This window comes from Mesorhizobium australicum WSM2073 (assembly GCF_000230995.2).
GTDB lineage: Bacteria > Pseudomonadota > Alphaproteobacteria > Rhizobiales > Rhizobiaceae > Mesorhizobium > Mesorhizobium australicum.
On sequence record NC_019973.1, the window covers coordinates 239307 to 255420 of the forward strand.

Consider the following 16114-nt stretch of genomic DNA (forward strand, 5'->3'; position numbering starts at 1 on the left):
CATTCCGGACAATCCACTTAACGATGGATTTGTCCGGATCGATGCTGCCGTCTCTTACTCCAGCTGAAGAAAAACTGCTGCTGCGCTTCGCCGATCCGGAAGCTGCGGCGGTCGGGGACAATTTATCAGCGAAGGCGCTGTTTGCCCTGCTCGACAATGCCGAATTCCATGGCGTCCTCCCGATCATGCTGCGCAAGCTCGGGGAGCGTGGCGATGCGCACCTGCCGTCGGATACTGGTTTGCGAGACAAACTCGACGACCTGCGCCAGAGGGCGACGATCGCCACCGGCCAGTCGATGCTGCTTCAGTACCATGGCGACCGCATCATGAAGGGAATGGCGGCGGAGGGTATTCCGGCGCGGATCGTCAAGGGGCCGGTCTTCGCGCGAAAACTCTATCGCAATGTATCCGACCGGCCTTTCACCGACATCGACATCCTGGTCGAGCCCGCCAACCTTGCGCGGGCAAACCGAGTGATTGCGGCATGCGGCTTCGAGCTTGCCAGCAACGAGGCCGAATCCTACCGGCTGCAGGAATTCAAATGGCTGGAAAAGGAGAATTCCAGCCTGCTGGTCGAGTTGCATGGCGACCTTGTGCACGACATCGGCATGCGGCGGCGCCTGTCGCTGGGTTTTCGCGAGCTTGGCATCATCGATGGCGACGCGACGGATACGCCGGCCGCCCTTCTGACGATCGCCATCGTGCATGCCGCCGGCGGCCACAAATTCCACCGTCTGCAGCTTTGCGTCGACGTGCTGCAAGGTGTGAGGGCGCTGCAATCCCCGGTTTCGGAAACCCGCCTGCTCGACGCCGCGCGCATGACCGGCATCGAACTCGAACTTGCGATCGTGCTCAACGTAACCGGGCGGCTGTTCGACGAACCGCATGCGCTGGCACTCGCCGGGCGAATAAAGCCCGACCTGTCGATCCGACTGGCCAAGAAGCTGATCACGACCAACACGCTGCTCAGGGTCAATTCCCGGGAGAGGATCGGCTCGCGGCTACGCCGCGATGCCTTTCGCTGGATCCAGCGGCTGGCCAAGGCCAGGCCATACGCCGCTTGAGCGGACCGTCAGTCCAGTGATGCCAACCTAGCGCTTATCAGCGCCGCCGCATCGGCCGGACGCACGCCTACTTCCAGGGTAAAGGTCGGCACCGACGACACCAGTCCGCGGATCGCCGCCAACCTGCGCTTCTGCAGCGGCAGCAGACCGGTCGCGCCGGTGCGGACATTGTCCATCGCCAGCGCCACCATCGCGTCGGTCCGGGCCATGGGCGCGAGCCGGGTCTCTTCGTCGCCGGATCGCGCAAGATGCAGGAGCGCTGCGACCGGACGGGCGGTCGGACTTTCGATTTTTACGATCCCACTCAGCTTTTCCAGCGAAACAGCCTGTTCGCCATTGCGGTCCCATGACAGACCGAGGCATGGCGCCACAAGCGGGATCATCCGCGCGGTCTTCTCATGGATCTTGACATGGCGCGGCAAACCCCAGGCGGCAGGCGTGGGGGAAGCGAGATTCAGGATCATGGCGTCGTCGGAGCACAGGCCGAATCCTTGCGTTGCCAAGGCCAGCGATGTGGTGGTCTTGCCGGTGCCGCTCGGGGCATGGACCAGCACGACGGCGTCGCGGCCCGGCAGCGTCAGCCCGGCCGTGTGCAGCATATGCTGGCCGCCTGCGTCGAGTGCTGCGTCCAACACCAGCATCGATGGCGTCCAAGCGGCCTTCGCACCGGGGCGAACCCGGAGTTCGGCCCAACCCTCCTCGTCATTGACGACAACGGCTTGGCGTTCGGGAAAGACGAGATGGACCGTGCCGCCATCCGCGATCATCCGGCAGTAGCCGTCCTCCGGTATCTCGCCCTCGAAGACGAGCGATCCGCCGGGCGCTTCGTCCAGAACGTCCGCCTCTGTGATCTCGAGACGAAAATCCGGCTCGACGGGACCTGTGACACGCAAGGTGCCCAGCATCCCGTCGAAATCCTGCCACAGGCCGGGGCGCTCGGCCGATATGCCGAGGATCTGGCCATTGAGGTCATAGAATACTGAAGGTCTGGTCAAGCGGAGCGCACCTTCGTGGCGGCGGTGGCGGGGTGACGGTAGATCTCGACCATGCCGGGAAGGCTGTCACTGACCACCGGCTTGCCGTCCAGGCACACCCAGCAATGCGCCGCCAGCCGCGACGCTTGCAGCGACTTCGGATCGACGCCGAAATGCAGCTGCGGATCGAAACCGGCAAGGCGCAGGAAGCGATGGCCGAGCAAGCCCTCCCGCAAGCATCTGCGGTCACGCATCAGCCAGGGATGACGCACGGCACGGTTGACGCGGGCGACAATGTAGGGGGCAGGCAGGCCGCGATAGGGCGCCGGCGAGGCGAGCGGCGCCCATTTCAGCACGTCCTCGAAGCTGCGATTGGCAATGAGAATTGGCATCAGCCGCGCGCTTGCCCAGAGATGACAGCGGAACAAGGCGCGCAGGAGAGGACCGTCCACCATCAAGCGGTGCCTTCAGCCATCAAGCCTGGAGCAGCGAGAATGCCTTCCGAGACCAGATCGCTGGCCAGCGCCGCCATGTCCTCGTCAAGCGTGCCCTTGTCGATTTCGAACTCCTCGCAAAGCAGGCCGACGATCTGGCCGAGGCTGCGCGCGCCATCCACCTTGTCGAGAAAGGCTTCGGTCGTCCCGTTGCAGGTATAAAGCTGGCCGCTGCGCGCCAAAAGCACCACCGCGCCGTCGCCGACATGCTGAACCGAGGCATCGTCCGCCAGTCGCAGAACCGTTCCAGAGGCAATTTCCATAACGAACCCCAAAAGCCATGCAAAACCCGGAAATGAGATAGCGCGGTGGTGGGGCGCTGTCTATTGGCCGGCCGGGATGGCTCGCGTGGCTCTATGCTTGCAGCACGCTCTTGTCAGGCCGCAACATCCATCCAGCGTCGAAAATCGTCCCAGAAAATAGTCGTCGGAATGGCGCGCCAGGCAAGCATGCTGACCGGCAGGCCCGTTGCTTTTCTTCCCTCCAGTAAGGTAAGAACTCCCCGGGTCTTGGGGAGATAGCGTATGCGTTACAATTGGGAGCGGGCTCCGACGACTTTCGAACGTCATCGAAAAGCTCTGGCGACAGCCATTTTGATCTTCGGCGGCGTCGGCCTCATGCTGGTGGCCTTGCCGATCTAGCGCCGTCGACATTCGCCCAACGAATCCGGCTTGTTAGACGGCAATCGACAGATTGTTCAGCGGGGTTGTCCGGTCACCGCTATCAAGCGGCGATCGCACCCTTAAAACCCCGGCTGAAGCGCTGCACAGCCCGACGATTACCGCCGGCTTGCCTGCCGGTGTGTATTCACAGGATTCCGACAGGCTGTAGGAGGTCGGACGGTTCCTCGAGCCTGGTCCCGATCGACCATTGATGGCGCATGCGCTCACATCCTCCCGCTCGATATCGTCGGACAGCGGGCATCCCGGTCAGGACAAGACCGGTTCAAACGAAAATCAGGGAAGACAGCGCCGGAAAAAACAGCATAGGCTGTTTGCAAAGACGGCAAATGGTTTCCGGGAGGGTACGGATGGCTTCACGCTATCACGAGATCTATGACGGCTGGAAACGCGACCCGGAAAAATTCTGGGCCGACGCGGCCGGCGCCATCGACTGGTATTCGCCCTGGAACAGGGTGTTCGATGCCACCGCCGGCGTCTACGGCCGCTGGTTCACCGGCGCGACCTGCAACACCTGCTACAATGCCCTTGACCGGCATGTCGCCGGCGGGCGGGCCGACCAGATCGCGCTGATATACGACAGCGCCATCACCGGCACGGTGAAAAAGTTCACCTATGCCGAACTGAAGCGCGAGGTGGTGGCGCTGACCTCGGTGTTAAAGAACCGCGGCGTCGGCAAGGGCGACCGCGTCATCATCTACATGCCGATGGTGGCGGAAGCGGCCATCGCCATGCTCGCCTGCGCCCGCATCGGCGCAGTGCATTCGGTCGTGTTCGGCGGCTTTGCCTCGCATGAGCTTGCCACCCGCATTGACGACGCAAAACCGAAACTGATCATCTCGGCCTCGTGCGGCCTGGAGCCGGGGCGGGTCGTCGCCTACAAGCCGCTGCTCGACAAGGCGATCGAGATGTCCCGCCACAAGCCGGACGCCTGCCTGATCCTGCAGCGCGATCAGCTGCGCTGCGATTTGAAGGACCATTTCGACATCGACTATGCCGACGCCGTCGCTCGTGAGCGCGCAGCCGGCGCCAATGTCGACTGCGTGCCGGTGCTGGCCACCGACCCACTCTACATCATCTACACGTCAGGCACGACGGGCCAGCCCAAGGGCATCGTGCGGGACAATGGCGGCCACATGGTGGCGCTGAAATGGACGATGGAAAACGAGTTCGGCGTGAAGCCCGGGGAAGTGTTCTGGGCGGCGTCCGATGTCGGTTGGGTGGTCGGCCATTCCTACATCGTCTACGGCCCGCTGCTGCATGGCTGCACCAGCATCCTGTTCGAAGGCAAGCCGATCGGCACGCCCGACGCCGGCACCTACTGGCGCGTTATCGCGGAACATGGCGTGGTTGCGTTGTTCACCGCGCCGACTGCCTTCCGCGCCATCAAGGGGCAGGATCCCAAAGGCGAGTTCGTGCCGAAATACGATCTGTCGAAATTCCGCACCCTGTTCCTGGCCGGCGAACGCGCCGACCCCGAAACCATCAAATGGGCGGAGCAGAAGCTGAACGTGCCGGTGGTCGATCATTGGTGGCAGACCGAGACCGGATCGCCGATGACGATCAACCCCGCCGGGCTCGGCCTGTTGCCGGTGAAGTACGGCTCGCCCGGGGTACCGATGCCCGGCTACGATATCCGCGTGCTCGACGATGCCGGCCATGAGGTGCCGCGCGGCACGCTCGGCAATGTCGTGGTAAAGCTGCCGCTGCCCCCGGGCTGCCTGCCGACCCTGTGGAACGCCGATGCCCGCTTCCGCCAGGCCTATCTCGATGAGTTCCCCGGCTTCTACAAGACGGCGGATGCCGGCATGATCGACGAGGACGGGTATCTCTACGTGATGGCCCGCACCGACGATATCATCAACGTTGCCGGCCACCGATTGTCGACGGGCGCCATGGAAGAGGTGCTGGCCGCCCATCCCGATGTCGCCGAATGCGCCGTCGTCGGCATCGCCGATGCGATGAAGGGCCAGATTCCGCTCGGCTTCGTGGTGCTGAACGCCGGTGTCGCGCGCGACGGCGCCGCCATCGAGAAGGAGGTCGTCGCGCTGGTGCGCGAGCGCATCGGCCCGGTGGCCGCCTTCAAGACCGTGGTGACGATCAAGCGCCTGCCCAAGACGCGCTCGGGCAAGATCCTGCGCGGCACCATGCAGAAGATCGCCGACAAGGAAGCGTGGATGATGCCTGCAACCATCGACGACCCCGCCATCCTCGATGAGATCACCGCTGCCCTGACGGAGCGCGGAATCGGCGTGTAAGGAGCACTGCCGGGAACCTGACTGGAGCTACCGTTGCGCGATGTTGCGACGCGGCGAACTTTGTGATGACCGCTGGGCGCAATCGTAGATTGTGCGATGCAACATTCCGCCCTACAGTTTCCGCGGGGGGCCATTCGATTGGATCGCATGGCTCAGAAAAAAATAACCTTTGGCGGTATCGACATCCTGCGGTTTCTCGCCGCCGTGCTGGTCATGGTCTATCACTACGGCTTCTGGGTGTGGGCCTATCCCGACGGCATCTCGGCGCAAGCGACTGGTGGCGTTCCGGCGCAGCCTGGGATCGGCGCCTGGGTCGGGTCCGGCTGGGTAGGCGTCGAGATCTTCTTCGTCATCAGCGGTTTCGTCATTGCCTTCAGCGCCGAGAATTCGACGCCGCTGCGGTTTTTCGAGGCAAGGGTCAAAAGGCTGGCGCCGGCGGTCTGGATTTGTGCCCCGATCACCACGGCGCTGTTGCTGCTGATCGGCTTGAGCTGGCCGACCGATGCGGTGGTTCGGCTCGTGCGCACCGGCCTGTTCGCGCCTTATGGTCCCTGGGTGGACAGCGTCTACTGGACGCTCGGCATCGAAATCGCCTTCTACGCCATCGTCTGGATCCTGCTGCGGCTCGGCCGTTTCCATCTGATGGAAAGGGTTGCGATCGTCATCGGCATGATCAGCACGCTGTTCTGGTGCCTTTATTATCCGCTCGGCTGGTCCGCCTTCGCCGAGACGCGGTGGCTGCAGCTCGTGCTGGTGCATCATGGCTCATTCTTCGCGGTCGGCGTGCTCATCTGGCTGATGCGGTTCAAGGCGGTGACGGCGTCTCGCCTTGGCTTCTGCCTGCTGTTCCTCGGCGGTGGGGTGCTGCAGATCGCCAGCTCCGTCGACGTCCATAGCATCAAAGTCGGAGCCGTGATGCCGTACGGGCCGCCAATCTTGATCTTCCTCGCGGCCATCGCGCTGATGGCGTGGTCGCTCACGCTTGATCTCAGATGGAGCGGCTGGCGCCGGATCGGCCTGATGACCTATCCGCTCTATCTGATCCACGACGTCATCGGCGCGGCGATGCTCGGCGCCATGGTGCGCTCCGGGCTGCCTTATCTCCTGTCGATGGCAATGGTCGGCGCGACCATGATCGCGGCAAGCTGGCTGGTGGCAACCGAGGCCGAACCGCGCATCCGGCTGCTGCTCGACCACACGCTTTTCCGTTACCGGCTGAAGGCGGCATAGCCTCGAGCTATACGCCGCTCCGCCTCATGTCCGGCCGCATGAACGGCGGCCGGACGGTGCCGAAACCTTGTGCGATTTCGGAATGAGAACCGCTGCGCGGGTTCAAGACATGATGGCAACGGCCTTATCTCAGACCGCCGCCTTCGAACGCACTTCCGACTTGTCGAGATAATAGCTCGAGTACTTGTCGAAGAATTTCTCCGACGCGCCGAACGACCCGTATTTGGCGAGCTTCTTCAGGTCGACCTTGTTCAGCACCGCGCCGACGATCTTGTTGGCGACATAGGGCTCGGATTCCAGCATCGAGCGCACCATGGCGCGCGGCGTGCGGCCCCATTCGGTGACGAGCACGAAGCCGTCGACCAGCGGCGCGAAGGCCTTGGCGTCTACCACCGGGCCAAGCGGCGGCAGATCGACGACGATGTATTCGAAGGTCTCCTTGGCGTTTTCGATGAAACGACGCATGCCGGCCGAGGAGAGAAGCTCGCTGGTGTGCGAGAAATGTCCGCGCAGCACAGCCGGAATGATCGCCAGCTTGGTCTGCCTGTCGATCTTGCCGACGGACTGCCAGGTCTGGCCGCTCACCACCGCTTCCATCAAGCCTTGCTCGGCTTCCATGCCGAGGCTGCGGCTAAGGCCCGGATTGCGCAGATCGCCGTCGATGAGCAGCGTCCTGGAGCCATTGGCGGCGAGCAGCCCGGCGAGATTGGCCGCGACCGTCGACTTGCCTTCGCCGGGCAGGACCGAGATCACGCCGATGACGCGGCTGCCTTGCCCTTCCATCACCACATCGAAGGCGATCTTGGCGCTGCGCAGCGTTTCGGAGAACATCGATGCCGGAGCGTCGATGCTCACCCGCATCCGTGCGCGCCTTTCGATGGCGGCCGGCGATCTGGCGACCTTGAGATCGGGTTCGGCTGGCTTGTCTTCCTTGCTCGGTTTGCTGCCGATGGTCGGCAGGTAACCGAGGAATTTGAGGCCGACGCGGTCGCGGACCTCCTCGCCGGTCCTGAAGAACCGCTCGTTGAACTCGTTGAGGCCGCCGAAGCCGGCGCCCATCAGAACCCCGAGCACCAGCGAAAGGCCGAGGACGATGACGGTGCGCGGGCTCGAGGCGGCAAGCGGCGTCGACGCATCCGAGATGATGCGGATCTTGCCGACCGGGAAGGATTGCTGCTGCGCGGCTTCCTCGTAGCGTCCGAGGAACGTCTGGTAGAGCGTGGAGAGTGCCGTCGCCTTCTGATCGAGATCACGCAATTGGACCTGCGACTGGTTGTCGATCGAACTCTTGCCCTGCGCGGCGGCGACATTGGCCCTGAGCGCGGTCTCGCGCGCCAACGCCACCTCATACTCGTTGCGGTAGCTTTCGGTGAGCTGCTTCAGTTCGCCGAAGATCTGCGTCGAGATGTCGGCCTTCTCCTTGGCGAGCGCCACCGCCTGCGGATGCTGCGGGCCGAAATTCGCCTCGACATCCTGCTGCCGTTTGGCGACCGTGAGATAGCGGGTCTTCAGCGCCGCAATGACCGAACTGGCTGGCTGGTCGCTGGATATGGCGGCATCCTTGAAAGCGTTGTCCGAGCCGCTGTCGACGATCGACTTGTATTGCTGGTAACGGGCGCTGGCACGCGCGGTGTCGGCCTGCGCCACGATGAGCTGGGCGTTCAGGTCGGCGAGCTGCTTGTCGCTCATCAGCTGGCCGTCGCTGTTGGCGGACAGGCCGTGTTCGGCCCTGAATTTCTCGACCGCCAGCGATGCCTGCTGCGAGCTCTCGCGCAGTTCGGTTAGCCGGCCCTGCAGCCAGACCGCCGCGCGCTCGGTGGCGTCGAAGCTGGCATCGAGCTGGTCGGCGAGATAGGCGTCTGCATAGGCCTTGGTGATGGCCTTCGCCAATGCCGGATCCGTCGCCTGGTAGCCAAGCGCGATAACGTAGCTTCGCCCGACGCGATCCGCCCTGATCTCGTTCTGCAGCTTGAGGATGGCGTAGTCGCGGCGCGACGTGGCGATCAGCGCATCGCGCGCGGCGGGGTCGAGCTTGGTGATGTCGCCGACACCCGGCATGACCGGGCTGCTCGGACGAACATACTGGATCAGACCGCGGACCAGGCCAACGCCCTGGGCAAGGGCCGACTGGGGCGGGTTCATGAACGTGTCGTTCTGGTCGAGCTTGAGCTTGTCGACGACCACGGCGGCAAGCCGCGTCGAGGTCAGGATCTCGATCTGGCTCAGAATCGCGGAATCGGTCTGCATCGTCGTCGATGCCGCCGAGATGTCGTCGACGATCTTGTTCAGACCTTCATCGATCAACACGCTGGAAACCGACACGAATTTTGGCGGCGTGGTCTGCAGATAGAGCATGCCCAGGAAAAGGCCGATGATGGCGCACACGCCAACCACCTTGGCCTGCCGTGCGGCCATGCCAAGCAGCCGCTCGATGTCGATGAAGTCGTCGCCGTCTCCTGCTTCCGAATTCGGCAATGGCATCCTCTTGTCGAGAGGAAAATTGGCATAATTCATCTTCGGTCCAATTCTGGCTTGTCTCGCTCGCAGGCCCCGGAGAGATCGGGAGCATTGGCAGGCGCGACACACGCTTGGTGCCGGACAGCGCGGAGCCGGCCGGCGCCTGCGCCGTCAGCCATCCGACAATACTCCCGAAAGATGGGCATTATGCGGCTTCTTCCTGGCGTTCATGCGTCCGGACGAACTCCCGGAGCATCTCGAAAACCGGACCCCTCATGTCGTCGCGCGCCAGCGCGAAGGCGATATTGGCCTGGATGAACCCTTCCTTGGACCCGCAGTCGAACATGCGCCCCTTGAAAGGCTGGGCAAAGAATGGCTGCTCCTGCGACAGGCGAACCATGGCGTCGGTCAGCTGGATCTCGTTGCCGGCGCCGCGCTGCTGGTTGCCCAGAAGCTGGAATATCTCGGGCTGCAGGATATAACGGCCATTGATGTAGAAATTCGACGGTGCGTTGGCCGGCGCCGGCTTTTCGATCATGGCCGTCACCTCGAAACCGCCGCCAATGTCGGCGCCACGGCCGACAATGCCATATTTGTTGGTCTCGGTGGGATCGCAACGCTCGACGGCGATGACGTTGCCGCCGGTCTGTGCATAGAGGTCGGTGATCTCGGCCAGGCATCCGCGCCCGCCGAAGGAGACCATGTCAGGCAAAAGCAGGGCAAAGGGCTCGTTGCCGATGACCTCGCGGGCGCACCAGACGGCATGGCCGAGGCCTTGCGGCGACTGCTGGCGGATGAAGGAGGTGGCGCCGGCCACCGGCAGCATGCTTTCGAGCGTCTCCAGCTGAGTCTTCTTGCCAGTTTGCTCCAGGGTTCCGATCAATTCCGGATGCAGGTCGAAATAGTCCTCTATGACCGCCTTGTTGCGGCCGGTGACGAAGACGATGTGCTCGATGCCGGCCTCGAAGGCCTCGTCCACCGCATATTGCACGACGGGCCTGTCGACGACGGGAAGCATTTCCTTCGGCATCGACTTGGTCGCCGGCAGGAACCGCGTTCCAAGCCCCGCCACCGGTATCACGGCCTTCCTGATTTTCTTCATCGCAAATTCCTTCTGAGGAGATCGACTACAGTCCATTCACAGGCCACGAAAAATCCCTCCATGTGCCTGCATCTTCACCTCCCCGCCCCGACGGCAAACTGTGCCGCTACTCTTCGCAACCGCACGGCGATCGGCATGCCCATATGCCTGACCGCCGCCGGGTCGCTGAGCGCCGTCCGAATCGCCTTGAGCGGGGACCGCGCCTTGATGTGCTGGACCATCGCCAGGAACGAGGCCGCCTTGCGCAGGCTGCGGCCGCGCCGGGCGAATGCCGCCTGCGCGGCCGCGTCCATCGAATGGGTTTGAGCGAAAATCTCGTCGGCCTTGCGCATCGCCTCGACGTGATGAGGCTCGAGCACGCGCGAGATGGAGCCGCTGCGGATATGATAGGCATAGCCGATTTCAGGCTCCACCACGCATCTGCCGCCCATGGCGAGGGCTTCGGCAAACAGGATGTAGTCCTCGCCGATCCTCAGCTTCTCGTCATAGCGAAGCCGGTTTTCGTCAAGGAACCGGCGCAGGAAGATCGGCTTGAGATAGCCGAGATTGAACTTCGATTCGAAGACGACGTTGCCGGCGATGTAGGTCGCCAGCGAAATCTCGCGCAGGCCTTCCAGATACTGGCGCGGGAACATCGCGTCCTCGACCACGCCGTCCTCACGGACGACCTGGAGATTGTCGACGGCGATCTCGGCGCCCGCCTTTTCGGCGCGGCCGATCATGGCGGCGACGCGTCCGGGAAAGACGGCGTCGTCGGCATCGAGAACCGCTATCCACCTGCCGCGGGCGGCGTCGAGCCCGGCATTCCTGGCCCCTCCGGGGCCCCTGTTCTTTTCCAGCGCCACGACACGCACGACATGCTCGGGATAGGCCCTCGCCACATCAAGCGTGGCATCACGCGACTTGTCGTCGACGACGATGATCTCGAGGCTGACGCCCTTCTGGGCGATGGCGCTGGCGACCGCCCTATCAAGGGTTGCCTCGGCATTGTAGGCGGCGATCACAAAGGAAACATCGGGCACGGACGAAATGTCAGGCTCCACGCTTGCCTCCTTCCCCTGGTGAAGGCTGGCCATAGAGGCGCAGTTCGCGGATACCGACAAGACCGCTGACAACGCCGACATGCATGATGCCGCGCAAGACACTGCGGTTCCTGCGGACCGGACTGGCTGCAACCGGAAGTGCCGCGGCGAAGCAAAAAGCGGCCTTTGCCGCGGCAAGGCCGGCCTGCTTTACTCGCGCGATGCCGCTGGCGCCGCGGCCCAGGAGATGGCCGTGCGTCTGGCCAACCCGGAAGCGGCGGCGGCTGAGCCAGTCGAATGCGGCCCTGGCCCTCGGCACCGCCTCGTCGACCCATGCCTCCGGCGCAAAGGCGATCCGGCCGCCTGCCTTGTGCATCTGGTCGAAGAATTCGGTGTCCTCGCCGCCGGTCTGGCCGCGCGCCAGGCTGAAGCGGCGGCCGCGCAAGCTGTCGGATGCCATGCGCAGCAGGACGTTGCAGGTGTAGCCGGTGCGGATTTCGCCGTGCACGCGGACCGGCAAGGTGGAATGGAAATCGCCGCGGCGCATCCATTCCGGCGCATCCGGACGATAGAGCGCGCGCACCGGGCCGAGAACCGCGGCGGCGCCGCTTTTATCGGCCGTTGCCACCAGTTCGGCGAGCCAGTGGGCCGTAGCGGTCTCATCGTCGTCGATGAAGGCCAGGAAATCAGCCTCGCTGGCCTCGAGACAAGCGTTGCGAGCGATCGAGATGTTGCGGGCCGGGCAATGCCGGTAGCGGACCGGCAACTTCAATTCCTGCGACAGCACCGTCACCAGGTCCCTGGCGCTCGGCGTGTCGTCATTGTCGGCGACGATGACGCCGACCTCGAAGCCGTCAGGCATGGCCAGGGCGGCGAGCGAGCGCAGCGTGTCGGCCAGTTCCGGCCGCCGGAATGTGCACACGCCGATGTCGATGCTGCGATGCTTGACCTCAACCGCCATCACGCCGCCCTCCGCCGCGTGCCGAGGCCGAGAAGCTGCAGCCAGAAGCCGACGGACCAGCCGAAATGCATGACCATCGCCGAGACGCCGGCAAGCGCGATATCGGCATTGCGCTGGCTGATGGCCGCCACCAGGCCGTAGCCCAGGCAAACCGCCACCCACAGCACCAGCGGCAGCGCCGCGATCCAGTGCAGGAAGGAGAAGGCCGCCAGCAGAACCACCGGGAAGACCGCCAGCGGCACCATCTGCCTGACCTTCGGGATCACACGATGTTTCAGCACATTCTTGGCGCGGCCGCGGCCATAGCCGAGATACTGGACATAAAGGCCGCGCAGCGAGGCCCGCGGATAATAGACCATCTGCGTCCTGCCGCTCATCCAGATCCTGTAGCCTGCCTGCCTCAGCCGATAGTCGAGTTCCGCATCCTCATTGTGGCTGAACGTCTCGTCATAGCCGCCGACGGCCTGGTAGGCCGATATCCGCATCAGTGCGTGATGGCCGTGGTCGACCCACTCCCCGGCGGAGAGATGGCGATGCTTGGAGCCGCCGGTGCCGAGCTTGGAGTTCTGCGCCGCCGCCGCCGCTTTCTGCACCGTGCCGCTGCCGCTGGTCAGCATCGACACCACGACCGAATCCGCGCCGGTCGCCAACGCCTCCTCGACCAGTCGGTCGCAATAGTCGTCGGGATAGCCGCCATGGGCGTCGATGCGGATAAGATAGTGCGCACCCTCGCCAAATTTGGCCACCGCCAGGTTGATCGCGGCGCTCTGGATGCGCTTTTCGTTGTGAAGCAGGATGATGCGAGGATCGTTCCTCTGGCGCTCGCCGACAATGGCCAGCGTGCCGTCGGTGCTGCCGCCATCGGCAACCACGATCCGCGCGTCAAGCCGTTCCGCCGCCGGGCAAAGCTGGTCGAGCAGCGCGCCGATATGAGTCGCCTCGTCGAGACACGGGATCACGATCAGAGTGGAGGCAAGCGCTTGCGTCATCGGGCGATGTCCATCCTATGCCAGGGCCTCGGTCGCGAGCGGCCCGCGCACAGTGGTCAGGCGGCGCAGTTTTTCGACTAGGGCGCCGCAGTCGCTGCGATCGTAGCTCCACATCCTCGGATTGTGGGCCAGCACGCGCGCCTTCAGCCTGCCGAAGCGGTGCTGTTCCATCCCGCCAAGCGCGGTTTCGAGCGCTTCGGGCGTGGCCTGCGGCAGCAAAACGCCGATATCGCGCTGCCGCAGGAACCGCCCGGTCTCGGTGTTGTCCATCGAGATCGGCACCGCGCCGAAGCGGCAGCCTTCATAAAGGCGGTTGGGCAGCAGCCATTCGGAGTTCTGTCCCTCCTCGAAGAAATCGATTGCCCAGGAGAAATGGACGTCGTGATAGATCGCCGCCATGTCCTCCGGGTTGCGATACGGCCCGCGAAACGACATGTAAGGTTCGGCATCGACAAAGGCATGGAAATCCGGGAACTCGGAAAGTGCCGGACGGCCGCGCAAGACGATTTCGAACCGGCCCTCCGTGTGACGCGTGAAACCGGCCAGCAGTTCGAGCGAACGGCGGCACCGAAGCGCCCCGAACCAGCCGATCCGCCACGGCGGCGCGAGAGGTGCTTCCACCGCCTCGCGCTCGGCGGGCAGAATCGCCGCGGCCTCGAAATATTTGTTCTCGACCAGTTCCACCGGCGCCGCGACCTGGCGGAAAGGCTTGAAATAATTGGCGATGAAGGCGGGCGAACTGGTCACCAGCAGCCGCACATCCCGCGCCAGATGACGCTCGGTGGCGCGCAGCGCCTTGCCCAGGACATCGTCGCGAAGCACCAGGCGGTGAATGTCGAGACATTCGTAGACGATCGGGACAGCGGCGCCGAAAGCCGACCGGGCGCGGCGGCCCAGCGCCAGCATCTCCAGGTTACGCGCGATGATGATGTCGGGCTTCGGTACGTCCCTGAGCTTCGAACCTATCGAAACCGCTGTTTTTGCCACCGCCACCAGGCGCTGGGCGAATCGCCCGTCGCGCGTCGCGCCAAGGTCGATTGGCCGCAAGCCTTCGATATCGGCGATCGGAGTGGCGGCGCGGCGGAAGCCCGCCAGGGTAACCCGGGCGCCACCTGTCCTGAGCATCGTGATCCGCCGGCGAACCGCCGGGTCGGAAACATCATGTACCAGGTACAAGACATGCAGCATGAAAACTCGACCGCTGTTTGACCCACCCAGGGGAAGCCTAGTACAGCTCTTGCTGCATCGCAACATTTTTGGCGCACCGTTCCACGTTTTCTGTTGCACTGCAAAATTATTGCCGTAGTTTGTGGTCGGCGGCGGTTGTGGATTTCGGGGCTCCGAAATCCGCGCAAAGATCAGGAATCCTGAATTTGGAAGCCAATCCATTCGATCCGCCGGAAGGCTCCCTGCGCAAATCGGTCGGCCGCGGTGCCGTCGTGACCGCAATCGCGCAATCGGTGCGGGTCGCCACGCAGATCATTTCCGTTATCGTGCTGTCGCGACTCCTGTCGCCGCAGGATTTCGGCGTCGTGGCCATGTGCGCGCCTGTGCTCGCCTTCATCGCCCTGTTCCAGGATTTCGGCCTGACCCAGGCGACCATCCAGAAATCGGGCATCCGGCATGAGGAGGTGAACTACCTCTTCTGGATCAATGTCGCCGTCAGCGCGGTCCTCGCCTGCGTGCTCGCGGGCGCGGCACCCCTGGTCGCAGCCTTCTATGGCGAGCCGCGCGTCGCCGGTCTGGTGGCGGCACTGGGATTGCAGATCCTGGCTTATGGCCTGGGAGCCCAGCATCTGGCGCTGCTGACCCGTCGCATGCAGTTCGGCCGCCTGGCAATCATCGACGTCGCCGGGGCCGTCGCGGGGCTGGCCGTCTCGATCGCCTGGACTTTCATCGACCGTTCCTACTGGGCGCTGTTTGCCGGCACGCTGATCGGCGCGGTGCTGCCGACGCTGTGCTACTGGGCCAGCTCGCGCTGGCGCCCAGGCATGCCGCGCAAGGTCGTCGGGATCAGCGAGCTGATCAATTTCGGTGCCGGGATCACCGGTTTCAATTTCGCCAATTTCTTCGCCCGCAATCTCGACAACGTGTTGATCGGCAAATACTGGGGCGAGGCCCAGCTCGGACTCTACGACCGCGCCTACAAGCTGCTCCTGTTCCCGCTCAGCCAGATCACCAATCCGCTGTCGAAGGTGATGGTGCCGGCGCTGTCGCGACTGAAGGACGAGCCGGACCGCTATCGCAGCGCCTATCTGCGCGTGATGCCGCTGATCCTTCTGGTGGCGCTGCCCGGCGTCGCTTTCGCCACCGCGATGTCGGATGTGCTGATCCCCTTCGTGCTCGGCGAGCAGTGGCGCGCCAGCGCCTCGATTTTCCTGGCGCTCGGCTTTGCCGGCCTGCTGCAGCCGCTCAACAATCCGGCTGGTTGGCTTTTCGTCAGCCAGGGCCGCTCCGGCGACTTCATGCGCTGGGGCATCATCACGGCGGTGACCTCGGTGCTTGCCTTCGCGCTCGGCCTGCCCTACGGCGCGCTCGGCGTGGCGGTCGCCTATGCGGTCAGCGAGTATCTGCGCACGCCCTTCCTATGGCTCTATGTCGGCAAGAGCGGACCGCTGCGAGCCAGCCATGTGCTGCGCACGGCAGCGCCGTTCGTGCTTGGCGCGCATCTGGCGCTTGGGGCGGTCTGGCTGGTCAAGCCGATGCTGCCGCAGCAGCATGTCGTCGCCTTGGCAAGCGGCGTCATCCTGGCCTACGCGATCACCATCGTCGTCGCGCTGACCTTCGCCGCCGGCCGCGAAGCCTTGCGGGAGGCCTTGAAAATGCTGCCTGCAAGGGCGCCGGCGGCGACGCCGCGCGAGGCGCAATAATTTCGGCGCCTTT

At 64.0% G+C, this 16114-nt stretch carries 13 protein-coding genes; 4 read left to right on the forward strand and 9 right to left on the reverse strand.

Going from position 1 to position 16114, the window contains the following annotated elements; translation table 11 throughout:
• Window positions 1-41: 41 nt before the first annotated feature.
• Window positions 42-1064: a nucleotidyltransferase family protein gene (locus MESAU_RS01100; RefSeq protein WP_041163579.1), complete on the forward strand. Its 1023-nt coding sequence runs from the start codon at window positions 42-44 to the stop codon at window positions 1062-1064.
• A gap of 8 nt (window positions 1065-1072) precedes the next feature.
• On the opposite strand, the gene MESAU_RS01105 is transcribed toward MESAU_RS01100, so the two are convergent.
• Genes MESAU_RS01105 through MESAU_RS01115 form a run of 3 tightly spaced genes read right to left on the reverse strand, consistent with a single transcriptional unit; the run spans window position 1073 to window position 2795 of the window.
• Window positions 1073-2059 (reverse strand): hypothetical protein, encoded by a 987-nt coding sequence (locus tag MESAU_RS01105; protein WP_015314204.1) that lies wholly within the window; start codon window positions 2057-2059, stop codon window positions 1073-1075.
• Window positions 2056-2493: a lasso peptide biosynthesis B2 protein gene (locus tag MESAU_RS01110; RefSeq protein WP_015314205.1), complete on the reverse strand. Its 438-nt coding sequence runs from the start codon at window positions 2491-2493 to the stop codon at window positions 2056-2058. Before MESAU_RS01110 ends, MESAU_RS01105 begins: the two co-directional genes overlap by 4 nt.
• Complete coding sequence (locus MESAU_RS01115) at window positions 2493-2795, reverse strand: PqqD family protein (protein ID WP_015314206.1); 303 nt, start codon at window positions 2793-2795, stop codon at window positions 2493-2495. Before MESAU_RS01115 ends, MESAU_RS01110 begins: the two co-directional genes overlap by 1 nt.
• 767 nt (window positions 2796-3562) lie before the next feature.
• On the opposite strand from MESAU_RS01115, the gene MESAU_RS01120 reads away from it, so the two are divergent.
• Together MESAU_RS01120 and MESAU_RS01125 are read left to right on the forward strand one after the other, a co-directional pair.
• Window positions 3563-5470, forward strand: coding sequence for a propionyl-CoA synthetase (locus tag MESAU_RS01120; protein WP_015314207.1), 1908 nt, complete (start codon window positions 3563-3565; stop codon window positions 5468-5470).
• 147 nt (window positions 5471-5617) lie between these two features.
• The gene (locus MESAU_RS01125; protein WP_015314208.1) at window positions 5618-6700 is read left to right on the forward strand and encodes an acyltransferase family protein; all 1083 of its coding nucleotides are present in this window, start codon (window positions 5618-5620) and stop codon (window positions 6698-6700) included.
• Between the two features lie 129 nt (window positions 6701-6829).
• Here MESAU_RS01125 and MESAU_RS01130 read toward each other — a convergent pair whose 3' ends face one another.
• The 6 genes from MESAU_RS01130 to MESAU_RS01155 form a co-directional block, all read right to left on the reverse strand.
• Window positions 6830-9214, reverse strand: coding sequence for a polysaccharide biosynthesis tyrosine autokinase (locus MESAU_RS01130; RefSeq protein ID WP_015314209.1), 2385 nt, complete (start codon window positions 9212-9214; stop codon window positions 6830-6832).
• Between the two features lie 148 nt (window positions 9215-9362).
• Complete coding sequence (locus tag MESAU_RS01135; RefSeq protein WP_015314210.1) at window positions 9363-10259, reverse strand: UTP--glucose-1-phosphate uridylyltransferase; 897 nt, start codon at window positions 10257-10259, stop codon at window positions 9363-9365.
• A gap of 74 nt (window positions 10260-10333) precedes the next feature.
• Window positions 10334-11302 carry a glycosyltransferase family 2 protein gene (locus tag MESAU_RS01140; protein ID WP_015314211.1) on the reverse strand — a complete coding sequence of 323 codons (969 nt, stop codon included), beginning with the start codon at window positions 11300-11302 and terminating at the stop codon, window positions 10334-10336.
• Window positions 11292-12242, reverse strand: a complete 951-nt coding sequence (locus tag MESAU_RS01145) for a glycosyltransferase family 2 protein (RefSeq protein WP_015314212.1) — start codon at window positions 12240-12242, stop codon at window positions 11292-11294. The genes MESAU_RS01140 and MESAU_RS01145 overlap by 11 nt, the downstream gene beginning before the upstream one ends.
• A complete protein-coding gene (locus MESAU_RS01150; protein WP_015314213.1) occupies window positions 12242-13231 on the reverse strand; it encodes a glycosyltransferase family 2 protein in 990 nt (329 codons plus the stop codon). Before MESAU_RS01150 ends, MESAU_RS01145 begins: the two co-directional genes overlap by 1 nt.
• Window positions 13232-13246: 15 nt before the next feature.
• The gene (locus tag MESAU_RS01155; protein ID WP_015314214.1) at window positions 13247-14419 is read right to left on the reverse strand and encodes a glycosyltransferase family protein; all 1173 of its coding nucleotides are present in this window, start codon (window positions 14417-14419) and stop codon (window positions 13247-13249) included.
• Window positions 14420-14604: 185 nt separating this feature from the next.
• Between MESAU_RS01155 and MESAU_RS01160 the strand changes: the two genes are divergently transcribed.
• Complete coding sequence (locus MESAU_RS01160; protein ID WP_015314215.1) at window positions 14605-16101, forward strand: lipopolysaccharide biosynthesis protein; 1497 nt, start codon at window positions 14605-14607, stop codon at window positions 16099-16101.
• Window positions 16102-16114 lie beyond the last annotated feature (13 nt).